Here is a 23,689-nt window from a genome sequence, read left to right on the forward strand (position 1 = left end):
GACCCAGATCCGCCACAGGTACAACGCGACCGCGCCGGACACCAGCAGGGCGACCAGCCCGTCGAGCCTCGTCGCGTTGACCCCGAGCATGATGGCGACCAGCACCGCCGCGACCACGTTGAGCACCAGCGCGACACGTCGGCCGTCGCGGTAGGACAGGCGCGCGCAGGCCAGCGTCGCCGCCAGGAAGCTGGCGAACACGGCCACCGCGTAGAAGCCGACCAGTCGCTGTTCCCGCCCCCCGGCGGCGACCAGCATCCCGGCGGCCACCAACACCAGGGCCACACCCCACTCGGGAATCAGGAAGCGGTTGATCCGCCCGAAGCGGCTGGACACCAGCCCCTGCCGGCCGTCGCCGAGGGTCGCCAGCGCCTTGAGCACACCCGACCCGGCCAGATACGACGACGCCGCAGCCGACAGCAGCAGCAGGGCGCTGCACGCCTGGAAGGCCGCGAACAAGACCCCGTTCCCGGTCGCCTGCCGAGCGACTTCGGCGATGAACGTCGAATCCGCGGGCGGAAGGTTGGTCCCGAGGCGGACCGACACGGCCGAGAAGGCGATCGTCAGCACGCCCACGATCCCGACCATCAACCAGAGCGTCAGCCGCCCGAGCCGCCGCCGGCCACGATCGCCGAGCTGTGGCAGCTGGGCGATCGCGTTGGAGGGTGCCTCGACTCCCGTCGCGAGGGCCATCCCGAGCGGGATCGCGAGCAGCATCGCGCCCAGCCCGGGACCGAAGATCAGCGGGCCGCCCGCGTCGACGGGTGCGCGCTCGGCGGCCGAAGGAACCGCCGGGGAAACGAACGCGACCACGATCACGCACACCGAGACCGCGATGAACACCTGGGTGGCGATCGCGAAGACCACGCGGCCGCCCTGGCCGAGCAGCACGCCCGCGGCGACCAGAACGACCAGGCCCAGACCGATCGGCGTCCTCAGCGACTCCAGAGACGGCACATAGGCGATCAGCGCCGACGCCCCCGCGGCGCAGCTGACCGCGACGGTCAGCGTGAAGTCGACCAGCAGCGCGCCCAACGGGATGAACGCCCAGCCCTCGCCGAACGCGTGGGCGACGGCCTCGGGGCCGCCGCCGCCCCTCGGGAAGCGGCCGATCAATTGGTGATAGGTCGCCGCGATCACGCCGATGATCGCGATGACCGCCGCCATCGTGGGAACCAGACCCGAGATGTCACCGTCGAGCGCACGCAGCGTGGACTCGATCGCGTAGGCGACCGAGGACACCGGATCGGCCATGACGGTGAACGCGAAGGCCACCGGCAGCACCGTTCGCGCCATCCTCATGTGCGAGAGCGTAGCCAGCCGCCGGACCGCCCAGCACCGGGCGCCGCGACCGCCCGGAGCAGCGATGCCCTGACACGGGCTCGCAGGACCGGGGCATTTTTCGGCCCGCGCCGTTGCGCCGTGACATTCTTGAGGCGTGACAACCGATGACCGCGACGCGATGGGGCTCGGCGAGTACAGCGTCGACGAGGATGACCAACTTCAGCCGCAGGACACCCTCGTCGACCGCGGTGTCGACGACGTCCTCGACGAGGGCTATTCCCCGCCGGAACGGCCATACGGCCGCGCCGCCTTCGACCATGACGGGCGCGAAAGCCTGGACGAACTGCTCGCCGAGGAAGAACCCGACCCGCTGTCGCGCCTCAACCACCCGCTGGACCCGGAGGAACGGGAACGGTCCGACGAGGCCGAGCGCGAGGACGAGTTCCCGGCCCGAGACGAGGTCGGACGCGTGCGGTCGGGTCGGCTGGTCGCACCGGACCAGGGTTTCGGCGAGGACACCGACGCGGAGTTGTTCGCCAGCGATGTCGGTATCGACGGCAGCGCAGCCTCCGCCGAGGAGGCCGCCATGCACATCATCGACGACGAAAGCTAGCGTCGCGGGTCCATCATGATCGCGCGGATGTGGCGGGGCTGGGTCCGGACCGAACAGGCCGGCGGCTACGTCGCCTACATCAGCGGCACCGGCCTGCGCGAGTATGCGGAGACACCGGGCAACCTGGGCTGCCAGATGTGGACGCGCGACCTGGGCGACGGCCGGACCGAGGTCGTGACGGTCAGCTGGTGGGCGTCGCTCGACGACATCACCGGGTTCGCCGGACCCGACATCGACGCCGCGGTGTTCTACCCCGAAGACGATCGGTACCTGGTCGACCGCGAGACCCGGGTGTCGCACTTCGAGGTCGCCGCCGACCTCGACGGGTGACGGTCCCGGCGGTCAGGCTTTCACGCAGTCGAGCAACACGAACACCGGGCGCGCCAGCAGCTCGTCCCAGAAACCCGGTTCGTGGTCGGCCCCGGCGTCCGGTGGCAGCGCCGGCCCGTACACCCCGACGTCGGTGAATCCGGCCGACTGCAGTTCGCTGCGGTAGGCCTCCACCGGCAGGTAGTAGTTCTCGATCTCGAGCTCGGCGTCGGGAAGCCGCAACGTGAAGTTGATCGGCGCACCCTCGTAGACGTGGTCGGCAAGCCGCAGGCCCAGCCCGTACCTGCCGTAGTCGGGGGCCGGGCCGAAGTGGTAGAGGTCGGGGTTGACGGTGATGGTGACGAAGCGTCCACCCGTGCGCACCCGGCTGGCCAGGCCGCGGCACATCTCGGCCAGCTCGGCCCGGCTTCGTGCGTAGACCAACAGGAACGCCGCCGCCGCGAGGTCGAACTGCTGCGCTGGATCGATTACCCGGCGGGCGTCCTCGACGACGTAGTCGATGCCCAGCGGGTCGGCGGCCTCCTGTTCGCGGGCCAATCGGATCATCTCCTCGGAGACATCCAGCCCGACCACCCGCGCGGCGCCGGCCCGGCGCAGCAGGCGGGTGAAATGCCCATCGCCGCAGGCGACGTCGAGGACCGCGAGGCCCGAGACATCGCCGATGCGCTGCATCAGCGAGTAGGTGTCGACCTGGAAGATCGGCAGGGTGTTCTTGGCCCGCCGGTACAGCTCGGCGGTATCGCCCTCGTCGTAGTCGGTGACCATTTCGCCGAGCCTAGGCCGCCGGCGTCACGGCATGCCCTGAACCCGCCGACCGGCGGTGGGATCGGCGGGCGTCAGCGCAATGCGTGCTCCACCATCGGCCGCACCTGCTGCCCGAGCAGCTCGATGGTCCGGCACACGGTCCGCTGATCCATGCCCATCCACTGCACCCGGGCCACCAAGCGGGTGCAACCGGTCGCCCGGGCCAGCGCCACCAACTGTTCGGCACAGTCCTCGGGCGAGCCGATCACCACCCGGCCGGCCAGCAGCTCGGGGACGTCGTCGGCGGCGTCGGGATCGCCGACCACGTCGGTGAACAGCCCCCACCGGTCGAACACCCGGTAGCTGGCCTGCAGATAGGGCACCGCGTCGCGCAGCGCGGTGGCCCGGTCCTCGGCGACCACGATGTTGCGCAGCAACGGGAAGTCGGCCGGGCGGGGCTTACCCAGGGCCGCGAGTCGATTCCAGAACACCTCGGTCTGCTCGACGATCACCGGTTCGACGAGGTGTGAGGACGCCACCCAGGTGTCGCCGACGGCGGTGTCGGCCTGCTCGGCGGCGCGTTCGACCGAGCGGTTCACGCTGCCGCCCAGCCACAGCGGCGGCCGCGGCTTCCGCACCGGTCGCAACGCCAGGGCGGCGTCGCGCACCTGGTAGTGGTGACCGTCGAAGCTGACCCGCTCCTGCGTCCACAACCGCGTGATCAGGTCCAGCGATTCGGCGAAGCGCCCGACCCGTTCCCGGCGGTCCAGGCCCAGCAGCGCGAACTCGTCGTGCGCCCAGCCGGCCGACACGCCCAGGGTGAACCGGCCGCCGGTGAGCACGTCGAGGAACGCCGCCTCGGTCGCCACATGCACCGGGTGGTGGTACGGCAGCACCAGCATGCAGGTCGACAGCGTCATGCCCGCGGCCGCCGGTGCCAGGTGCGCAAGCGTCGGGAACGGCGGGAACCACGCCGCCGAGCCGTAGTTCATGTGCGTGCCGATCGTCACGCCGTCGTAGCCCGCCGCACGGGCGAGCGAAACCTGCTCGACGTGCTCGGCCAGCCGGGTGGCGAGCGGGTCGGTCGGGGGATGCTCGGGATTGACGAACAGCGTCAACTGCATGGAACCAACCTAGGTAGACCCGGCCGCACCTCACACCGTTACGCTGCAACTCCGGGCGCGCGCGGCGCCGCGACGCCACCTGCCGACGACGGAGGGTCATGCCGAGCTGGATAGCCGACCTGGTACAGCTCGACGGTGATGGCGAGACCTTCCGCAGCGCAGCGTCTTTCGGCACCGCCGGCCGTCTGTTCGGCGGGTTGATCGCCGCGCAGGCACTGGCCGCCGCCGGCGCAACCGTCGAACCCGAGCGGTTGCCCCAGTCGCTGCACGCGTACTTCATCAGGGGCGGCCGCGTCGGCGTCGATGTGCAGTACGTGGTCGAGCGCACCCGCGACGGCAGGTCGTTCAACACCCGCCGGGTGACCGCGAGCCAGGACGGTGCCGCCATCTTCGAGATGCTGGCCTCCTTTCACCGCCCCGAACCGACCACCGACTGGCAGCGGTCCGAGCAGCCGAGCCTGCCGTGGTCGGCCGCCGGCACGGCGACCCGGCTGCCGGAAGGCTGGGCCGACCACTTCGAGATCCGCGCCGGCGCCGGCGGCATGGACGACTGGCCGGTCCAGCCGATGTGGTTCCGCAGCCGCCACCCCATCGAGGACGATCCACTGCTGCGGGCGTGCGCGATGACGTTCATCTCCGACGTCGGCCTGGTGGCGGTGGCCCGGCCGCCGCGCGAGGCACAGCTCCCCCGCGGTGGCGCCGCCAGCCTCGACCACGCGGTGTGGTTTCACCGGCCCATCGATCCGCACCGGTGGCATCGCTACGAGGCGGTACCGGTCAGCCACCACGACGCCCGCGGCCTGGCCCGGGGATCGATCCTCGCCGAGGACGGCACCCTGGTGGCCAGCGTGGCGCAGGAGTCGCTGTGGCGGATCTGACCGCGCCCTAACACCGTTGCGTTCAGACTGCAGTCAGGGCGGATTCGTGCGAGTGGAGCCCGCCGCCAACGCAGTGCCAACGGGCCAGGGGGTGGGCCAACGGGCCAGAGGGCGGGACGGCGCTACCGTGGAGTCATGCGCTGGCGGGGAGTGCACCACATCGAGATCAATGTCCGCGACTACGACAGCTCGATCGAGTTCTACGACGCGATGTTCGGCTGGCTGGGCTATCGCAGCTTCTGGACCCTGGACATCGAGTACCGCTCGACCTACTACATGGCCCGCTTCCCGGCACCGCACAGCTACATCGGCGTCCAGCCCGCCGCCGGCGGGGAGACGCTGCGCCACACCGATCAGGCGGTCGGCATCAACCACATCGCCCTGTGGGCGCGAAGCCGCCGCGAGATCGACCGGTTCCACGACGAGTTCCTGGTGCCCAACGAAGTTCCGGTGGTGTACGCGCCCCGGGAGTACCCGGAGTACTCGCCCGGGTACTACGCGGTGTTCTTCGACGATCCCATCAGCGGCATCCAGTGGGAGCTGGCCCGGCTGCCCACCATCCCGTCGCCGACCGCCCTGTGGCGAACCTGGCGGGCGGTGCGTCCCTATCAGCGGGCCCACCCGGAATGGACGCATTCGGCGCCGCGGCAGGCGATGCGACCGCTTCCCGGACGCGCCGCCAGCAGCTGAGGTGACCCACCGCACGGGCAGGACCGGGCGCCGGGCAGGGCCCCCACCAGCAGTGATGCGATGGCGTCACTTCTGTTGATGCTATGCTGTCACCATGCGCACGACGGTGACCTTGGACGACGACACCGTCGCCGCGGTCCACCGCTTGATGCGTGAGCGCGGGGTGTCCTTCAAGAAGGCGCTCAACGACGCGATACGAGAAGGCGCCCGGCACCGTCCGGCGCCGGTACGGTTCGAAACCACGACCGCCGATCTCGGTGTGCCAACGGTCAATCTCGACAAGGCGCTACAGACCGTCGCCGAACTGGAAGACGAGGAACTGCTCCGCCGTCAGCGCCGTGGCGCATGAAGATCGTCGACGCCAATGTGCTGTTGTATGCCGTCAATTCGGCCAGCGAACACCACCGCGCAAGCCGGCGCTGGCTCGACGACGCCCTCTCGGGAAGCGACACCGTCGGCCTGGCGTGGGTTCCGATGCTGGCCTTCGTCCGGCTCACCACGAAGATCGGCCTCTTCCCGCGCCCGCTGCAACCCGGGGATGCACTGGCACAGGTGTCCGAGTGGTGCAGCGCGCCGGGTGCGGTGATCGTTGCGCCGACACCGCGGCATGGTGATGTGCTCGGAGCCCTGCTCGGCCGGGTCGGCACCGGCGGAAACCTGGTCGACGACGCACATCTGGCCGCCCTGGCGCTCGAGCACCGGGCCACGATCGTGAGCTACGACAGCGATTTCAGCCGCTTCGACGGCCTGCGCTGGAGCCGTCCCGAGGACCTGCTGTAGTGACCGGCCGCGCGCCGAGCACCAAGTCCTGGCGCGAGGCCGACGTCAAAACGGGAAGACGGACCGGCAATTCGATGACACGGCGCGGTCGCTGCCCGGCGAGCCGAATCCGGCAAGCCCTCAACCAAAACTCCGATGCAGCTGCGATGATCGTCCGGTGACCCCGCCACCGTCGATGGCGACCGGTCCCGTTCGAACACCCGACCGGTCCACGCCGATCCGACAGCCGGACCCGCTGTCCGGCCCACCCGCAGGTCTGCGGCGCCTGGTGCCCTCGGCGGCGCGCACCCGGATCATCGGCTGGATGCTGCTGCTGGTGATGGCCGCACTCGGCATCGCGACGTTCGTGACGTGGCGGCTGCTGGTGTCGGCCGTCAACCACCGGATGGACGAAGCGCTGCGCATCGAGGTGGAGGAATTCGCCGAGCTGACCGGCCCCGGCATCGACCCGGCCACCGGCACCCCGTTCACCAGCGTGGACAAACTCATCCGCGACGCCATCGCCTTCAACATCGCCCGGCCCAACGAGAAGTTCCTCGGCTACCTCGACGGCGACTTCCTGGTCAGGAGCCGTCAGCAGCCCGAAACCCCCGACGCGTTGTCCGACGACCCGGCGTTCACGCGCCGCGTCGCGACGGTCACCGAACCCATCGAGGGCACCTACCACGATCCTCAGTTCGGCGAGATCCGCTACCTGGCCATGCCGGTCACGCTGGCCGACGACCCGCACCGCGGCGTCATCGTCTCGGCGTTCTTCGGCGACATCGAACGCGCCGAGGCCGATCGGGCGGCCCGGCTGATGCTGGCGGTGGGCGGGGCCACCATCGCGGGCGCCGCGGTGGCGGCCTGGCTGATCGCCGGGCGCATTCTGCGCCCGCTGCGCGACGTCGCCGACACCGCCCAGCGAATCACCGACACCGACCTGTCGGCCCGCATCCCGGCCCGTGGCGGCGACGAACTGGGCAGCCTGGTGCGCACCGTCAACGGGATGCTCGACCGGCTGGAAGCCGCGCTGTCGGAGCAGCGTCGGTTCACCGACGACGCCGGCCACGAGCTGCGCACCCCGATCACCATCGTCCGCGGTCACCTCGACGTGATGGATCCAGCGGATCCCGATGACGTGGCCTCGACGGTGGCCCTGGTCGACGACGAACTAGACCGGATGAACCGGATGGTCTCCGACCTGTTGCTGCTGGCCCGTTCCGAGCAGCCGACGTTCCTGCGCTTGTCGACCGTCGACGTGGGCGCACTGACCCGGGACGTGTTCGAGAAGGTCAGCCGGCTGGGCGCGCACGTGTTCACCCTGGAGGGCGTCGCCGAGATGCCCGCCGTGCTCGACCCACAACGCATCACCCAGGCCCTGATCGCATTGGCCGACAACGCGTGTCGCTACACCCCCGACGGCGGGCGGATCGGCATCGGGTCGGCGGCACACGACGGCTGGCTGCGGTTCTGGGTCACCGATTCCGGGCCGGGCATCGCCGAGGCCGACCGCGACCGCATCTTCGGCCGGTTCTCCCGCGGCGGTGCGGGGGCCAGGCAATCCGAGGGCGCCGGTCTCGGATTGGCCATCGTCCGCGCGATCGCGGGGGCCCACGGCGGCACGGTGGAGCTGGACAGCGCCGGGCCCGGCGCCACCTTCGTCATCCGCATTCCCGTGAAAGGTGATCCATGGCCCGAATCCTGATCGCCGAGGACGAGCCCCGAATCTCGAGCTTCATCAACAAGGGGCTGTCCGCCAACGGATTCGCGGTGACCGTGGTCGCCGATGGCCGTTCGGCCTACGACTACGCGACCTCCGGTGACTTCGACCTGATGGTGCTCGACATCGGCCTGCCCGAGCTGGACGGCTTCGAGGTGCTGCGCAAGCTGCGAGCCGACGGGAACGCGATACCGGTGGTGGTGTTGACCGCGCGCGACAGCGTGCAGGACACCGTCGCGGGCCTCGAGGGCGGCGCCGACGACTACATGGCCAAACCGTTCCGGTTCGAGGAGCTGCTGGCCCGGGTGCGCCGCCGCCTGGTCACCGAGCGCGCCCCCGAGTCGATGGTATTGACCTGCGGCGGGCTGCAATTGGACCTGCGTACCCGGCGGGCCGTGGTCGACGGAAAGACCGTCGACCTCTCGGCGCGGGAGTTCGCCCTGGCCGAGACGTTTCTGCGGCATCCCGGCCAGGTACTCTCCCGTGAGCAGTTGCTCAGCCACGTCTGGGGCTATGACTTCGACCCCGGCTCCAATGTCGTCGACGTCTACGTGCGCTATCTGCGACGCAAACTCGGCGCCGACCGGTTCGTGACGTTGCGGCGGATGGGCTACCGGCTCGACGAGATCCCCTGACCCACCGCAACGCTCGATGCCCGCCACCGCTGGATGCGGTGGCGGGCATCTGGCGCCTCGCCGGCGTCAGCCGTTGGGTTCGGCGCCCGGCTCGCCCACGTGCACCGACAGCGTGGCGGTCCGGGTGGTGGGCGGCAGCTTCGTGGTGTCGACCACCAGGAACGCACCCGCATCCTGGGCCCCGTTGGCCAGCGTCTTGGGCGTGAGCGCGAACGGCGGTGTGTCGTTGTCGATCCCGACCAGCCCGTAGTCGCTGTCGTTGGAGATGATCAGCGTCTGTCCGCCGTCGGGCGTGACGACCCCTTCCACCTTGTCGTGGCCGAAGAACTTGCCGTCGGGATTGAGCTCGGTCAGCAGTTCGCCCAGATCCAGCTTCAGCGTCTTGGCCGCCACCTGGATGCCGGCGGCGTCGAGCTTGGCGACGGCCTGTGCGTCGGTGCTCACGCCGACATAGGCCTCGATCGGCGTGCCGTCGATCAGCAGACCGCCCGCGGCGGCGTCGTACCGGGCGCCCGGAACCGTCGAGTTGGGCCCGACGTCGGTGGCCCCGGAGATGTCGGCGACGTAGATCTTCTTGTTGCCGTCGGGGGCCAGCGCGGTGTCGCGCTCGTCGATCAGGAACTCGGTGTCGCTGAGCGCGGTGATCTCGGAGACGAGCACCTTGCTGTCCTGCGGATCGGCCAGCGGCAGCAGGTACATCCGGGATTCCCGGGTGTCCAGGTCGACGGTGACGATCCGGGTCAGCGGCACCTCCCTGGGCCGGCCGTCGATCCCGGGGGTGGCCAGCGCCGACTGCATGACGCCCACCAGCGTCGAGCCGTCCGGGGTGATGGTCAGCCCCTCCATTCCGCGGTTGGGGTCGCGCATAGCCAGCTCGCCGGGCAGCGAGCCGTCGTAGGGTGAGAGCCGTTCCAGCTCGGTGCCGTTGGCATCGAAGTGGATGACGAACGGGCCGTACTCGTCGGCCACCCAGAACGTGCCGTCGTCAAGCGCGACCAGGCCCTCGCTGTCCAGGCCGCGGTCGGAGTTGGGCATCGGGTTGCCGTGGATGTCGACCATGGTCTCCCCGCCGGTGTCACCGACGGCGGCGACCAGGCCGTTGAGCGGATGGCCGTCCGGGTCCTTGAGGACGATGGCCCGCTCCTCGGTGGCGACCCCGTCGGCCAGCGTGTACTTGATGATCTGCGGGGAGTAGTCGGTGACCGGCAGCACCTTCTCGTTGTCGATGCGGCCGTCCACGTTCGGGCCGCGGTCGGTGAGCCCGTAGATCTGGTTGGGGCTGCCGGGCACCGCGGCGATCGCCGAGCCGGCACCGCTGCTCTGTACCGGCACCCCGCCGACCACCGCCATCGGCGGGCTGGGAACCGAGAACACCTGCACCGCGTCGGTGGTCGTCACCGTCAGCTCGTCGGTGCCGGTGAAACCCTCGTTCGGGGTGTAGACGATGCTGCCGTCGCTCTGGTAGCTGATCTGCCCGTTGGCGGGCTGTTCGAACGCCACCGGCGTCAGCCCGCCGGTGGCGGCCAGCAACTGCGACGGCGTGATGGTCAGCGGTCGGCCCTTTTCGGTGCTGAGCCGCTGCTGCTCGCCGGCCACCTTGGCGGGCTCGCGTACGTCGGCGGCGGTCGGGTCGGTCGAGCACGCGACCACCGTGACCGCGAGGGCAACAGCCCCCGCGCTCCCCAGCAACTTTCGCCCGATGCGACGCTCCATGATGTCCTCCTCTTGGTGATGATCTGTGGGCCGGGATCGGTTCGCCCCGTCCGTCCCTTTCAGGGTCTCGTCACAACGTGAGAACCCCGGGAGCCGCAGATGAGCGATCTCTCATCGGACGCATCAGCCAGCGCTGGGCCAGCTCGAGCCGCTGAGCGGTGTGAATATGCCAGTCCGGGAGCCGGTTTCGGAACGGACCGGTGGACAGGCCGAGCACCACTGCGGCGATGCGGTGGCACAACCCGGTCGGTTCGACGCGTCGCCGGGCGTGCTCGAACGCGATCGCGCAGTATTCGCGCGCGCCGGGATGGCCGATACCCAGCACCGACAGATGGCCGATCAGCGTCGCCCATTCGTCGACGCGCTCGCCCGGGCCGGCGGTGTCGACGTCCAGCAGTGCGGTGATCTCACCGTGTCGTGCCAGCAGCTGGGCATGGTAGAAGTCGCCGTGCGCCGGAACCGTCGGCTCCGGCACGGTCTGCGACAACACCCCGTCCACGATGCGGTCCGCAGCATCGATGAGTTCGGCCGCGAACGCCACCGGTAGCTCGGGATCGGCTGTCGCACAGATACGCAACACCTGGGCGCTGCCCTCCACCCGCTGCAGCACCGAGCGCTGTGGCGCCAGTTCGAGTAGCTCGTCGGGCAGAGCGTCGAGCAGCTCCTCCAGATCCCCCGGGGTCGGTGCGGACCCGAAATCTCCTGTACCCGTGAGTGACTCGCGGACCATGACGCCGGGCGCCTCGGGAAGTACGACTATTCCGTCGGCGCGGTGGCCCAGCACGGGCGGCACCGGCAGTCGGCCGGCCAGCAGCCGGTGCCGCACGCACAGATCCGCCACGGCGGCGGGGCGTACCGCCTTGAGGAAGTAGCAGTGGGTGCCGTCGTCGACCTGCAGCACCGCCCGCTGGGCCGGCCGGTAGGCCCGCACCGCCAGGCGCGGTCGTGCCGAGATCGGCAGGCCGAGATCGGCCAGCAACGCGGCCACCATCGTCGGGTCTTCGGCGACCTGCAGCGCCGGCAGCGCCGGATCCTGCGGCCACCGCCACACCCCGACGTCGATCGGCTCGCCGCGGTACTCGCCGGCGACGACGGCGGCGCCGGCCGGGATGGTGCTTCCGCCGACCGCCACCAACGCCTCGCGGCCGCGGCCGCCGTCGGCGCGGCGCACATCGGCCACGTAGCGCGCACGCACCGCCCCGGCGGGTTGCACCCGGACGTCGGCCAGGGCGAGATCGAGCAGTTCGGCGTCGTACTCTCCCAGGGCTGCACCGAGCACGTCAGCGGCCTGCGGCCCCGACAACAACGTCAGGGCGCCCGTGTCTGTCTTCGTCATCGCGGTCACGGCCTTTCTCAACCGAAGGAAACGGCTCGACGCCCGCCAACCGCTGATGCGAATGGCGGGCGCCGGACCCTGCCTCATCGGGTCAGTCCCAGGAGTCGTCCCACGAGGTGTCATCCCAGGCCAGCACCGTCTGCGTGCCGCCGGAGAACCCGCGGTCGCCGAGGTCGGCGTTTGCGATGCCGGCTCCCAGCAGGGCGAAGCCGGTGAGGGCCGCGCCCGCGGTGACGACCTTCCAGGTGGCTGGGCTTTCCATGATCGATCTCCTTTGCTTCGTGTTGGGCGGGACCCGTTGTCCTGCCCGTCCTTCACAGGATTTCGTCCGTACGTGAAAGCGTGGGGAGGCGCGGATGAGCGCCTTCTCATCTGCTTCGAGGAGTTGATCCCTGCTGCTCGCTGACCGAGAACCCTCACGAGTCCACGACCGTCAAGGGCGACGAGGCGGTGAAACTCATCGACAGCATGCGCACCGACGGCTCGTACTAAGCCGCCCGGCAACGACTCACCGCCAAGTAGTCCGTCGCCGTTGCCATCGTCCGTGACGAGGCCGCGGAGTACGGCGCCGCCGAGGAGTCGTCGTCGTTCAACGAACAGCAGCGGCGCGACCACGACGTCGGCGGCGGCTACGAGTTCACTTTGGACCAGGCCGAGGTCGACACCCTCAACATCACCGGCAAGTGCTTCCTCATGCAGTCCGTGGCGGATCTCCCACCGGTGGCCGGTGCAGGACTGAACCTGCGTAGGCGTGAGCCGACGGGATCTGCGGTCCATCCTCCGCATCGGGCTCGATTTTCAGCAAATCTTGCAGGGATGCTGATAGCGATGCCTGCACATGGAGGATAATTCCAGCTGTAAGCAGCTTTCGAGCACCTTCAGCAAAATTCTTGGTGCGCCGTATATCGCCTACTCCCGGTTTCGCCCGGACCGGGCAGCCCCCAGGGTGCTGGGGTGAAATGTGCGCCCACAGCAACGTCGGTTGGGCCCTGAAGGGCGATCCAAAGGTGGTGGCCTGGCCTTGCGGCACTCCCGGTCACGCGGTGTCGGGCGAGCGTTCGATACACACGCCGTCAACCGGCCAGCACGGTCCCGGTGCAGACCCTTCCAAGAGGGCGCACAATGGGTTGGTCTATCAGGGAGCATAGATACGAGGGCTGGTTCATGGTCTCCGAGGATCTAACTGTGGCGCGCCTCCTAATCGCCGGGCTACCACGCACGACCCCGATGACGTCGGCTTGCCGCAAGTCGAGGGTCCATCGAGATAGTCGATTTCCCCGAACGTGGTTCAACAGCGGCCCGCCCGCCGGTGTACTCGGGACCGGGGGTGCCCGCTGTGGGCTGACCCCGCCAGGAAAGCTCGCCGAGTTCGAGCCGACCCGCGCTCCCCGCGGGTCATCGCCTACCGCCACGCCCACCGGGCCCTGGGCGGACCAAATCGTTCTTGTGGCCCGTTAGCGTGGAGATCGACGATGGCCCACTTGTCGCAAACGGACAACGTGTCGGCACACTTTCGCTGTTCGGCGGATTCACGCTCGAGGTGGCGGGCAGACAGGTCTGGCTGCCCAGACACTCCCGGCGGGTGCTCGCGTATCTGGCGCTAGCCACCAAACACCCCGCCGGCATCGACCGGAAACTCCTCGCCGAACGACTGTGGCCGGACTCTCCAGGGGACAGGTCTATGGCGAGCCTTCGGACAGCGCTGTGGCGCATCCGTAGGGAAGCACCGAATATCGTGCGCAGCGACCGTGAACACATCGCTCTCGATCACGGCGTCGTCGTCGATCTCGACCAGTTCCGGTGCCTGGCATCACGGCTCCTCAACACCGATTGTCAACCGCACCGCGACGAACTCCAGGGCCTGATCGACACACTCGACCTGTTGCCGGCGTGGGATGAGGACTGGCTCGTCGCGGCGCGCGGACAACTCAGACAGCAGCGTTTGATGGCACTCGAGTCCGCTGCCCAGAGGCTGTCGGCGCAGGGCAGTTACATGCAGGCCATCGAGCTGATACTGGTGGTGGTCGCCGCAGAACCGCTCCGGGAGAGCGCCCAGCGGATACTGATCGACGCCCACATGAGCCAGGGAAACATCGCCGCTGCGTCCACGCAACTGCTCGAATTCGCCCGTGAACTCTGGTTCGCGCTCGAGCTGTTCCCATCACCCGAGCTGCTCGGCAAATTGGGACTCAGCACCGGGCGTCTGGAGCATTTTCTGTCCGCGTGATCGACCAGTTACCAAGCACATCAAAATGTTGACGGTGCTGCATACGGCGGTTCCACACAATGGGCCACATGCGCCAGGACCTGCTGCCCATGCGCACACAGCGGTACGCCGAAGAACGGCCGAACGAGTGTGTGCTGTCGTTTCTCGACGCACAGTTGCGGGTGGCCGACTCACTGACCTATCGCGAGTTGGATCATCGAGCGCGAGCAATCGGCGCGGTTCTGCTCGAGCGCGGACTCAGCGGTGCGCAGGTCGTGCTGTCCTATCCCGCCGGTCTGGACTTCGCCACTGCGTTTTGCGGGTGCCTGTACGCCGGCGCGGTCGCAGTGCCCGCACCGCTGCCGCGCAGGAGTCGCGCGGACCAGCGGATGGCCGGGATTCTGGCGGACAGCGACGCGCGGTGCATACTGACGGATGCCGAGCACACTGCCGAGCTCGGCCAACAGGCAAGCGCCGCTGCAGGAACGATCGACGTCGTCGCCACCGACATGATCGCACCGCTGCCCGACGGCGGGGAGACCGGACTCGACGCAGACCGGCTCGCTTTCCTCCAGTACACCTCGGGGTCGACACGATCACCGCTCGGTGTGATGGTCCGACACGGTGACCTGGCGGCGAACCTCGACTCACTTCGCGAAGTGCTGGCGCCCGACCGCGAGTCGGTGGGGGTCAGTTGGTTGCCGTCGTTTCACGACATGGGGCTGATCGCTGGACTCCTGCTGCCGGTCTGGCTGGGCTACCCCGCCTTCCTCATGGCACCGACAACCTTCATCAAGAATCCGATGAGCTGGCTGCAGTCGATTTCCCGACACCGCGGAACACACAGTGGTGGACCGAATTTCGCTTATCAGGCATGCATCGACGCGGTCTGCGACACCCAGCTCGACGGGCTCGACCTGTCGAGCTGGAAAGTGGCATGGAACGGTGCCGAACCGATCCGCCCGGAGACCGTGGACCTCTTCCGTGCGCGGTTCGCAGCAACCGGCTTTCGTCCGCAGAGCATCGCACCCGGCTACGGATTGGCGGAGGCGACTCTCGTGGTGAGCGGCAGCGACGGCACAAATCATGCGGTGGAGTTGGCCGTCGACGAATCCGAACTGCGGGTCGGACAGGTCCGGCCACGGGACCCCGGAGATCCAGGAGTCAAGAGGCTGTCCGGGTCCGGCCGGCCGCCGAGCGGAGTGGAGGTGCGGATCGTCCGTCCCGATGCCCGACGGGTCATCGACGAAAACTCGCTCGGCGAGATATGGGTACGTAGTTCCAGTGTGGCACAAGGATATTGGTGCAAACCCCAGGATACCGCAGAGTTTTTCGACGCATACCTGGCGACAGGTGAGGGCCCATACCTGCGCACGGGCGACCTCGGCTTCCTACGCGATGGCGAGTTGTTCGTCATCGGCAGGCTCAAGGACACGATCGTCATCCGAGGGGTCAATTACTTTCCCCACGACGTCGAGGGCTGCGTCGATCACAGCCACCCGGCGCTCCAGCGGGACGCCGGTGCGGTCTTCGATGACGAGGCGTCCGGCCGAACGTCTGTCGTGGCAGTGCAGGAGATACGACGTGACGCCCTCGGCGCGATCGATCCAGATGAAGCGGTGGAGGCGATCAGGCGAGCGGTGGCCCGCGAGCACCAGCTCGCTCTGCAACGAGTGGTGCTGCTGCTTCCCGGCGGCATTCCCAAGACGTCGAGCGGGAAGATCCAGCGATCGCTGTGCCGGGACAAGTTGCACCGCAAGGAGCTACCCATCCTGACGGACTGGCGGATGCCGGAGCCGGGTCGCGTGTCGGTCGACATCGGCATGGAGTCACTCAGCCAACCCGGAATATTGGAGCGGCAACTCGTCGAGTGGTTGCAGAAAGAGCTGGCGTTGTCCGACCTGACATGGCGTAGCCCGCTCACCGACATGGGCATCGACTCGCTCAAGGGGGTGGAACTGGCCAACGCCCTGTCCACCGCGTTCGACCACAGCTTCCCCGCCACCTCGATCCTCGACCATCCGACCGTCGCCTCGTTGGCCACTCTCATCCGAAGAGTCAAACTGGGCGCCGACACGGATCTGCGGGATCGCACCGACGGCTGCTACACCGCCGAGCAGATCGACGCATTGGACGCGGATGAGCTGGCCAAGGTCTTGCAAGAGCGTGTCGACACCGTCCTCGACGGAGGCGGAGCATGACAGTGCCATCCGGGTTCGCGGTGATTGGATATGCCGCAAGATTTCCCGGCGCCGGCAATATCGATGAATTCTGGAACGTACTGACCGAGGCACGTGATGCGGTATCCGAGGTGCCGGCCGACCGATGGGACGCCGACGAGTTCTACGACACCGATCCGGATGCCGTGGGCAAAATGGTGGCCCGCCGCGCGGGATTCATCGACGATGTGACCGCGTTCGATGCGCCCTTCTTCGGGGTATCGGCGCGCGAGGCGATGTTCATGGACCCCCAACACCGGCTCATGCTCGAGACGGCCTGGTGGGCGCTGGAACACGCGGGGATCGCGCCCGCGGGACTGGCGGGCACGCGCACCGGTGTCTTCATGGGATTGTCCACCCATGAGTTCCTGGGAATGCTGATCCGCTACGGCGGCTACCAGGACGTCGACATCTACTCCGGCACCGGTACCTCCCCGGCCGCAGGAGCGGGACGGATCAGCTACCGACTGGGCCTGCAGGGACCATCCGTGGTGATCGACACCGCCTGCAGTTCGTCGCTGGTTGCCGTGCATCAGGCGTGCCGGGCCATCGAGGCCGGCGACTGCGACATGGCACTCGTCGGCGGCGTCAACGTGATACTGACCCCGATTCCGATGATCAACCTGACCAAGGCCCGAATGTTGGCTCCAGATGGTCGGTGCAAGACCTTCGACGCGACCGCGGACGGCTACGTGCGCGGCGAGGGGTGCGGCGTGCTGGTGCTCAAGCGCACCGACGACGCAGCACGTGACGGCGACCGGGTCCGCGCGGTCATCCGTAGCAGCGCCGTCAACCAGGACGGTGCCTCCGGGGGCCTGACCGTCCCGAACGGCATCGCGCAGCAGCGGGTCATCGCCGAAGCTCTGCGACGCGCCGGGGTCTCCGCAGCGGACATCGACTACCTGGAGGCACACGGGACCGGAACCTCTCTCGGGGATCCCATCGAGGTACAGGCCGCTGCCGCGGTGCTGGGCGAGGAGCGAGATCCCCTTCGCCCGTTGCTGATCGGCTCGGCGAAGACGAATATCGGGCATCTGGAAGCGGCATCCGGGATCGCCGGGCTGATCAAGGTCATTCTCTCGCTGGAACACCAGATGCTGCCGCGCCATCTGCACTTCAGGGAGCCCTCACCTTATATCCCGTGGGACCGTCTGCCGGTTCGGGTGGTGGAGCAGACCACCCCCTGGCCGCGCGGCAGCCGGCCGCGGCGGGCCGGAGTGAGTTCCTTCGGCTTCTCCGGAACGAATGCCCACGTGATCGTCGAGGAGTCTCCCCTCGCGGATCCGGCACCGTCGGTTGAGTCGCGAAAGCACCGCTACCAACTGCTTCCGCTGTCTGCGCGCACACCAGAAGCTCTGATGCAGTTGGCTTCTCGCTATGGCGACTGGCTCGCCGGCAATCCCGATGCAGAGTTGACCGACATCTGCCGTACGGCAGGCGCCGGGCGCTCACACTTCGAACTCCGGGCAGCGCTGGTGGCGGATTCGCAGACCAGGGCCCGTCGGCTACTCCGTGCACTGCACGAGGATCGCCCCGCCCCCGGCTTGCACCGTGGCGTGTGCGGTGACAGACCGAAGACGGCATGGCTGTTCCCGGGCCAGGGGTGCCAATACCCGGGAATGGCGCAGGCGTTGGTCGACAGCGAACCGTTGTTCGCTCAGACGGTGGCCCGGTGCGCGGCAGTGGTCGACGAGTTGCTGCCACGTCCGCTGCTGGAGGTGCTCTGCGACCCGCAGATCGACCCGGAAACCCTCCGCGATACCTCTCTCGCGCAGCCGGCGCTCTTCACGGTGGAGGTGGGGCTGGCGCGGCTGATGCAATCATGGGGTCTCCGGCCGGACGTGGTGCTGGGCCACAGCGTCGGCCAGTACTCGGCGGCGTACGTCGCGGGGATCATCAGCCTGGAAGACGGCGCCCGACTAGTCGCCGAACGCGGCAGGCTGTTCGGCCTGCTGCCCCGCACGGGCGGCATGCTGGCTGTCTTCGCCGACGCCGAGTTGGTCGAAGGATGCGCCGCGGAATTCCCACGGCTGTCGGTCGCGGCCTACAACGGCGCCAACACGGTGCTGTCCGGTCCCGGTGACGACCTCGCACAGATACAGGCCTCGTTGTCGACGGCCGGAATCCGTTGCGAACGACTGGCAACCAGCCATGCGTTTCACTCGGCATCGCTCGATCCCGCCCTCGATGAGTTCGAATCCTGCGCTGCTGGGTTCGACTTCGCACCGCCCGAGGTGGCGCTGATCTGCAACAGGACGGGTGAAGTGCTGCCGCGGAGCGCGGCACTGGATGCGCGCTACTGGCGTAGCCACGCCCGTCAACCGGTCCGGTTCGCCGACAGCGTCGGCACACTGGCCCAACTCGGTTGCTCGGTCCTGATGGAGTTGGGTCCGCAACCGATTCTTACCGCAGCCGCGATGCGGATCTGGCCGGACGGCGTATCCACACCGCAGACCATCGCGGCCATGCGCATCGATGCCGACGCCCACCGCTGCGTCACCGAGGCCCTTGCCAGCGCCTACACAATGGGTCACCAGCTCGATTTCGCCAGCCGGTGCAGCGATCGGCGCCCACCACTGGACCTTCCCACATACCCGTTTCAGAAACATCACTACTGGTTCACCACCGCCGGAGCTCCGGCGCCGTCGTCCACCCTGGACGCCGATGCACCCCAACCTTCGTCTACCGAACCCAGAACCGGGGACCGGCTCGCCGGTGTGCCGCCCGAGCAACGGCAGGAGCACGTCGTCGCGCTCATCCAAACCGAACTCGGCAATGCGCTCAGGATGCCGGCTGCCGATATCCCGCCGTCCGCGGAGTTCATGGCGCTGGGAATGGATTCGCTCATCGCGATGGAGCTGCGCCGCCGTCTGCAGCTCAACCTCGGCGCCGCAGTGCCCGCCTCGTTGTTCTTCAGCCACCCGACCGTGTCCTCGCTCGCCGAGGGCCTGCTCACCTTGTGGTCGACCGCCGACGCCGATCCGCGCACCATGCAACAACCCATATCCGCGGCGCCTCGTCCCGTTGCTCTGCCCGGCCCGCTTCCTCTGTCCCATGCCCAGGAACAGCTGTGGTTCCTGCACGAACTGCTCCCGTCCTCGAGTGCATACAACGTAGCGGTCCGTGTGGACGTCCCCGGACGGCTCGACCACGACCTGCTGCGGCGCAGCCTCGAAGCGGTGGTGGCCCGCCATGAAGTACTCCGGACGGCGTTCCGCAGCGAAAACGGCGTACCGCAAGCGATCCTCCTCTCTCCCCTGCCATTCGAGATGCCCGTCCTTCGATTCGACAACGATGACGAGGCCAGGGCAGCGGCGCAGCGGGAGGCGAGCACGCCCTTCGACATCACGACGGGACCATTGATCCGAGCGCGGTTGTTGGAGGTCGGCGACCAACGAAGTGCGCTTGTGGTCACGATGCACCATATCGTCACCGACGGCTGGTCGTTCCGCGTCCTGTTGCGAGATCTGGGCCTCATCTATCAGGCGCTCGAGCGTGGCGATCCCACAACACTTCCGGACCTGCACATCCAATACGCCGACTATGCGCAATGGCAACGCGACAGATTGCACGGCAAGGATCTCGACGCGAACATCGAGTACTGGCGCAACCACCTGGCGGGTGCTTCGCCCCTGGAACTCGATACCGACCGTCCACGCCCGAAGACGCCGACGTTCCGCGGCAACCGGATACGGTTCGATCTCGGTCAGGAACGTGCGCGCGCACTACGCGACCTGTGCCGCTCCGAGAACGTCACGCTCGCCGTCCCGCTGCTTGCCGCGTTCGCCATCCTCCTGCAGCGTTATTCGGGCCAAGACGATCTCGTGATCGGCACCCTGACAGCCAACCGCGACAGGATGGAGACCGAGGATCTGATCGGGTTGTTCGTCAACGCGCTACCGGTGCGGATCCACCTCGGCGGCGAACCCGATGTCGCCGAACTCGTCGACAGGGTCCGGCAGCGAACAGTCGACGCGCTCGCACACCAGGACGTGCCCTTCGATCTGATCGTCAATGCGACCGCGCCGGACCGCGACGCGAACCGTAACCCTCTCTTCAACACCCAGCTGGTGGTCCAACCGGACACCGGGGCTGCAGAACTCAGCGGTTTGGGCATCGACGTCACCGAGATCGACACGCAGACCGCAAAGCGCGATCTGACCCTGACCTTCTTCGATGATGATCTGCTCTCCGGCCACATCGAATACGCAACCGAACTTTTCGACGCCGTTCGCGTCGAACAACTGATCGCTCATCTCGAGAAGATCGTCGACGCCATGGTGGCGGATCGCCGACAGCGCATCTCGGCTATCTCCATCTTGACCGAACCCGAGCAGGCGCACTACCGCGTGGAAACTTCGGCACCCACCACCGATGCGCGGTCGATAACCGAGCTGTTCGAATCGACCGTCGACCGCGTACCGGAGGCGATCGCCGTAACCGCCGTGGACGGCTCACTGACCTACCGGCAACTCGACGACGCGGCCAACAGACTGGCGAGACGGCTGCAGCACCTCGGTGTCCGAACGGGCGCGGCGGTCGGACTATGTGTGGGACGAACGTCCTCGATGGCGATCGGGATGCTCGGAATCCTCAAAGCCGGCGGCGTCTACGTCCCCGTCGATCCTTCCTATCCCCAGGACCGGATCGAACACATGCTTGCCGATGCCGGCGTCGGACTCTCGTTGGACGAGGACGGCATCGACGGTGCCGATGTCGGGCGATACCCCGCCGACCGCCTCGACATCCGCACCGCAACAAACGATCTCGCCTACATCATGTTCACCTCCGGATCCACCGGACGGCCCAAAGGGGTCGCGATCAGCCACGGCAGCGTCGTCGAGTACGCCGAAACCCTCGGCCGAGAGGTCGGCATCCGACCGGACGACGTCTACCTGGAGACCGCATCGGTCTCCTTCTCGTCGTCCATCCGCCAGTTGCTCTTGCCGTTCGCAGTCGGCGCGCAGGTGGTGATCGCCACCACCGGGGAACGGCGCGACCCCGCCGCGCTGCTTCGCCGCATTCGCGGATCCCGGGTGACGGTCGCCGACCTGGTCCCGACGGTCGTACGCGGTGTCGTCGAGACGATGGCGGCCACCGTCCCCGAGGACAGGGCCGACCTCATCCCCGATTCGCTGCGGCTGTTACTCACCGCGAGCGAACCGCTCAGGGCTGCGGTCGTGCGCGGCTGGCGCGATCTGATGGGCCCCGCGGCGACGTGGATCAACATGTACGGGCAAACCGAGACCACCGGAATCGTCAGCCTGCACCGAGTGGGCGATCCCGACGGTCACGACCAGAGCATCGTTCCGATCGGGCGCCCCCGGGGCAACACCGGTATGTACGTCCTCGACCGCAGGCTTCGGCCGCTCCCGCCGGGGATCGACGGAGAGTTGTACATCGCCGGTCCGGCGTTGGCACGTGGATATCTCGGCCCACCCGAGATCACCGCGGCGAAGTTCGTCACCGCCCCATGGGACTATTTCGAGCGCTTGTACGCCAGCGGCGACATGGTCCGGCTGCGCTGGGACGGCACCATCGAGTTCCGCAACCGGACCGATCGGCAGGTGAAGATCCGCGGACTGCGAGTCGAACCGGCCGAAATCGACAGCGTGCTTCTGGCGCACCCCGGAGTACGGGAAGCCGTCAGCGCGGCCCAGCAGACAGCAGACGCCTCGAGTGTGCTCGTGGCCTACTACGTCCCCGAACACGCTCCAGTCCCGCTGGCCGAGCTGCGGGCCCACGTGCGTCGACACCTGCCCGAACACATGGTCCCGTCCACCTTCGTCGACCTGGAGAGGCTGCCCCAGACGCCCAACGGAAAACTCGACCGGACGGCGTTGCCGGTGGTCGTCGTCTCCCGCGACCGCGACGTGGAATTCGTCGCGCCACGCGACGGTGTCGAGGAATCGCTGGCCGAGATCTGGCGCACTACCCTGCACGTCGACCAGATCGGAGCCGCCGACAACTTCTTCGAACTCGGCGGACATTCGCTGCTGGCAGCGCAGGTGCGCGCACAGATCCACCGGGTGCTCGGGATCGAGCTGCCGTTGGAGGCGTTGTTCGAGGATCAGACCCTCTCGGATCTCGCCCGCCGCATCGAGACCGACACCGGCGCCCACGCTGACGAGGCGCCCGCACTGGTGCCCGCCGGACGCACCACCACGCTGCCTATCTCGTATGCCCAGGAGTTGATGTGGCACGCCGAACGTGACCGCCCCGGGTCGGCCGCGCACTGGATCGACGTCTCGGTTCGCATCGGCGGCAGACTGGACACCGGCGCACTCGTGGACGGCCTGCAGGAGGCTGCACGGCGTCACGAATTGCTGCGCACCACGTTTCGTCCGTCGGCCGGGTCGGTGTCGCAGGTGATTCTCGACCCGCACTCTCTCGATGTTCCGGTCCTGGAACACTTGCCGGACGCCGGCGGGACGAACCTCTGCCACGACATGGCCGACGAATGGCACGATCTGGACACCCGGCCACCCATCCGCCCCGAGCTGGTTCGGCTGTCCGACGACGAACACGTTCTGCGTCTGCGCGTGCACCGTATCCTGGCGGACGGCTACACCATGCGGTTGCTTTTGAGTGAAATCGGCGGCCTCGTCGCGACACGGCTGGGGTTCAACGACTTTCCGCTGCTCGACGGCGATCTGCAGTACGCCGACTACGCGGTTTGGGAGCGGTCGTGGCTGACCAGCACGGCCCTCACACGGCGTATCGATCACTTCTGCGCGCAGTTCGCGCGCTCGCAACCGCGCGACGTCCTGCCCACCGACCACCCCCGCTCCCACGCCAGTCTCGGAGTCGGGCGGCAGTTCGGCTTCGAATTCCCCGACGCCGCCGCCCACGCGGTACGGGCATTGGCCGTCCGCGAGCAGACCTCGCTGTATACCGTGCTGCTCGCCGGCTTCGCGGCAGCGCTTGGCCGATACGCGGGACAGCGCACAGTGGTGATCGGTTCGCCGATGACCCGTCGCAACCACCCGGCCACCCAGCTGATCCTCGGACCCTTCATGAACACCGTGCCGCTGTGCATCGATCTCGCTGATGCAGAAGATCTTTCGGCATTGGTCCGCGCCACCAGGGCGGCCATGGTGGGCGCGCTTGCCAACCAGGACGCTCCGTGGCAGCACGTGCGTGCCGCCCTGGTCGAGCAGCTCGGTCCCATTGCGTCCGGAATCGGCGAGATCGCTTTCCTGATGGACGAACCGACTCCCGACCAATTCGCAGTGGGCGGGTTCACCCTGACCCGCATCCCCGCCGAAAGGGTGGTCGCCCGGCGAGCATTGACCGTTGCCATGAGCACGCGAAATGACCAGCTCACCGGAACAGTCACCTACGACCGGGCATTGTTCGACACCACCACGATCCAGCACATTGTTGCCGATTTCGTTTCGGCGCTCAGCTTGTCGCCCGCCGACCACACCTGAGC

The 23,689-nt window shown here is 68.0% G+C and carries 17 protein-coding genes and 2 pseudogenes; 13 read left to right on the forward strand and 6 right to left on the reverse strand.

All coding sequences use genetic code 11. The features are described from left to right. Nucleotides 1–1,302 (reverse strand): amino acid permease (locus tag JDV09_RS11090; RefSeq protein ID WP_221369182.1); only part of this gene is annotated, 1,302 nt, incomplete at its 3' end. Between the two features lie 160 nt (nt 1,303–1,462). Here JDV09_RS11090 and JDV09_RS11095 point away from each other — a divergent pair. Further along, nucleotides 1,463–1,897 (forward strand): DUF5709 domain-containing protein, encoded by a 435-nt coding sequence (locus JDV09_RS11095; RefSeq protein ID WP_221369215.1) that lies wholly within the window; start codon nt 1,463–1,465, stop codon nt 1,895–1,897. A 15-nt stretch (nt 1,898–1,912) separates the two neighbouring features. Beyond that, a complete protein-coding gene (locus JDV09_RS11100) occupies nt 1,913–2,227 on the forward strand; it encodes a hypothetical protein (protein ID WP_221369183.1) in 315 nt (104 codons plus the stop codon). Nucleotides 2,228–2,239: 12 nt separating this feature from the next. Here the strand turns inward: JDV09_RS11100 and JDV09_RS11105 are convergent, their stop codons facing one another. Together JDV09_RS11105 and JDV09_RS11110 are read right to left on the reverse strand one after the other, a co-directional pair. Continuing rightward, on the reverse strand, nt 2,240–2,992 hold the full coding sequence (locus tag JDV09_RS11105; RefSeq protein ID WP_221369184.1) for a class I SAM-dependent methyltransferase: 753 nt from the start codon (nt 2,990–2,992) through the stop codon (nt 2,240–2,242). Nucleotides 2,993–3,063: 71 nt separating this feature from the next. Beyond that, nucleotides 3,064–4,095, reverse strand: coding sequence for an LLM class flavin-dependent oxidoreductase (locus JDV09_RS11110; protein ID WP_221369185.1), 1,032 nt, complete (start codon nt 4,093–4,095; stop codon nt 3,064–3,066). 98 nt (nt 4,096–4,193) lie between these two features. Between JDV09_RS11110 and JDV09_RS11115 the strand changes: the two genes are divergently transcribed. The 6 genes from JDV09_RS11115 (at nt 4,194) to JDV09_RS11140 (ending at nt 8,780) form a co-directional block, all read left to right on the forward strand. After that, the gene (locus JDV09_RS11115) at nt 4,194–4,973 is read left to right on the forward strand and encodes an acyl-CoA thioesterase (RefSeq protein ID WP_221369186.1); all 780 of its coding nucleotides are present in this window, start codon (nt 4,194–4,196) and stop codon (nt 4,971–4,973) included. Between the two features lie 135 nt (nt 4,974–5,108). Beyond that, a complete protein-coding gene (locus JDV09_RS11120; RefSeq protein WP_221369187.1) occupies nt 5,109–5,663 on the forward strand; it encodes a VOC family protein in 555 nt (184 codons plus the stop codon). Nucleotides 5,664–5,757: 94 nt separating this feature from the next. Beyond that, nucleotides 5,758–6,012, forward strand: a complete 255-nt coding sequence (locus tag JDV09_RS11125) for a ribbon-helix-helix domain-containing protein (RefSeq protein WP_221369188.1) — start codon at nt 5,758–5,760, stop codon at nt 6,010–6,012. Beyond that, complete coding sequence (locus JDV09_RS11130) at nt 6,009–6,443, forward strand: type II toxin-antitoxin system VapC family toxin (protein ID WP_221369189.1); 435 nt, start codon at nt 6,009–6,011, stop codon at nt 6,441–6,443. The genes JDV09_RS11125 and JDV09_RS11130 overlap by 4 nt, the downstream gene beginning before the upstream one ends. Nucleotides 6,444–6,600: 157 nt before the next feature. Next, nucleotides 6,601–8,130 carry a sensor histidine kinase gene (locus tag JDV09_RS11135; protein ID WP_308124089.1) on the forward strand — a complete coding sequence of 510 codons (1,530 nt, stop codon included), beginning with the start codon at nt 6,601–6,603 and terminating at the stop codon, nt 8,128–8,130. Further along, nucleotides 8,115–8,780, forward strand: coding sequence for a response regulator transcription factor (locus JDV09_RS11140; RefSeq protein ID WP_221369190.1), 666 nt, complete (start codon nt 8,115–8,117; stop codon nt 8,778–8,780). Before JDV09_RS11135 ends, JDV09_RS11140 begins: the two co-directional genes overlap by 16 nt. Before the next feature lie 66 nt (nt 8,781–8,846). Here JDV09_RS11140 and JDV09_RS11145 read toward each other — a convergent pair whose 3' ends face one another. The 3 genes from JDV09_RS11145 to JDV09_RS11155 all read right to left on the reverse strand — a co-directional run bounded on the left by JDV09_RS11145 (nt 8,847) and on the right by JDV09_RS11155 (nt 12,091). After that, nucleotides 8,847–10,493 carry an esterase-like activity of phytase family protein gene (locus JDV09_RS11145; RefSeq protein ID WP_221369191.1) on the reverse strand — a complete coding sequence of 549 codons (1,647 nt, stop codon included), beginning with the start codon at nt 10,491–10,493 and terminating at the stop codon, nt 8,847–8,849. Nucleotides 10,494–10,563: 70 nt separating this feature from the next. Then, a complete protein-coding gene (locus tag JDV09_RS11150; RefSeq protein WP_221369192.1) occupies nt 10,564–11,829 on the reverse strand; it encodes a hypothetical protein in 1,266 nt (421 codons plus the stop codon). Between the two features lie 91 nt (nt 11,830–11,920). Further along, nucleotides 11,921–12,091 carry a hypothetical protein gene (locus tag JDV09_RS11155; RefSeq protein ID WP_221369193.1) on the reverse strand — a complete coding sequence of 57 codons (171 nt, stop codon included), beginning with the start codon at nt 12,089–12,091 and terminating at the stop codon, nt 11,921–11,923. Nucleotides 12,092–12,366: 275 nt separating this feature from the next. Here JDV09_RS11155 and JDV09_RS27475 point away from each other — a divergent pair, with 275 nt between their 5' ends. The 5 genes and pseudogenes from JDV09_RS27475 to JDV09_RS26760 all read left to right on the forward strand — a co-directional run. Further along, nucleotides 12,367–12,678, forward strand: coding sequence for an LppA family lipoprotein (locus JDV09_RS27475; RefSeq protein WP_221369217.1), 312 nt, complete (start codon nt 12,367–12,369; stop codon nt 12,676–12,678). A 610-nt stretch (nt 12,679–13,288) separates the two neighbouring features. Next, entirely contained in the window at nt 13,289–14,056 is a 768-nt protein-coding gene (locus tag JDV09_RS11165; RefSeq protein WP_221369194.1) for an AfsR/SARP family transcriptional regulator, read from the forward strand. Nucleotides 14,057–14,145: 89 nt separating this feature from the next. Next, the gene (locus tag JDV09_RS11170) at nt 14,146–16,236 is read left to right on the forward strand and encodes an AMP-binding protein (protein WP_255605194.1); all 2,091 of its coding nucleotides are present in this window, start codon (nt 14,146–14,148) and stop codon (nt 16,234–16,236) included. Then, a pseudogene (locus JDV09_RS26755) lies at nt 16,233–18,902 on the forward strand (type I polyketide synthase); the annotation flags it as partial. The gene JDV09_RS11170 and the pseudogene JDV09_RS26755, both read left to right, overlap by 4 nt. 120 nt (nt 18,903–19,022) lie before the next feature. After that, nucleotides 19,023–23,687: pseudogene (locus tag JDV09_RS26760) on the forward strand (amino acid adenylation domain-containing protein); the annotation flags it as partial. Between the last annotated feature and the right edge of the window lie 2 nt (nt 23,688–23,689).

The organism is Mycolicibacterium xanthum (assembly GCF_019710635.1).
Taxonomy (GTDB): Bacteria; Actinomycetota; Actinomycetes; order Mycobacteriales; family Mycobacteriaceae; genus Mycobacterium; species Mycobacterium xanthum.

Excerpts from the sequence above, each read along its gene's own strand:
- JDV09_RS11095 (WP_221369215.1), top strand. The coding sequence starts at position 1,463 with ATGGGGCTCGGCGAGTACAGCGTCGACGAGGATGACCAACTTCAGCCG.
- JDV09_RS11100 (WP_221369183.1), top strand. The coding sequence starts at position 1,913 with ATGATCGCGCGGATGTGGCGGGGCTGGGTCCGGACCGAACAGGCCGGC.
- JDV09_RS11105 (WP_221369184.1), bottom strand. The coding sequence starts at position 2,992 with ATGGTCACCGACTACGACGAGGGCGATACCGCCGAGCTGTACCGGCGG.
- JDV09_RS11110 (WP_221369185.1), bottom strand. The coding sequence starts at position 4,095 with ATGCAGTTGACGCTGTTCGTCAATCCCGAGCATCCCCCGACCGACCCG.
- JDV09_RS11115 (WP_221369186.1), top strand. The coding sequence starts at position 4,194 with ATGCCGAGCTGGATAGCCGACCTGGTACAGCTCGACGGTGATGGCGAG.
- JDV09_RS11120 (WP_221369187.1), top strand. The coding sequence starts at position 5,109 with ATGCGCTGGCGGGGAGTGCACCACATCGAGATCAATGTCCGCGACTAC.
- JDV09_RS11125 (WP_221369188.1), top strand. The coding sequence starts at position 5,758 with ATGCGCACGACGGTGACCTTGGACGACGACACCGTCGCCGCGGTCCAC.
- JDV09_RS11130 (WP_221369189.1), top strand. The coding sequence starts at position 6,009 with ATGAAGATCGTCGACGCCAATGTGCTGTTGTATGCCGTCAATTCGGCC.
- JDV09_RS11140 (WP_221369190.1), top strand. The coding sequence starts at position 8,115 with ATGGCCCGAATCCTGATCGCCGAGGACGAGCCCCGAATCTCGAGCTTC.
- JDV09_RS11145 (WP_221369191.1), bottom strand. The coding sequence starts at position 10,493 with ATGGAGCGTCGCATCGGGCGAAAGTTGCTGGGGAGCGCGGGGGCTGTT.
- JDV09_RS11150 (WP_221369192.1), bottom strand. The coding sequence starts at position 11,829 with ATGACGAAGACAGACACGGGCGCCCTGACGTTGTTGTCGGGGCCGCAG.
- JDV09_RS11155 (WP_221369193.1), bottom strand. The coding sequence starts at position 12,091 with ATGGAAAGCCCAGCCACCTGGAAGGTCGTCACCGCGGGCGCGGCCCTC.
- JDV09_RS11170 (WP_255605194.1), top strand. The coding sequence starts at position 14,146 with ATGCGCACACAGCGGTACGCCGAAGAACGGCCGAACGAGTGTGTGCTG.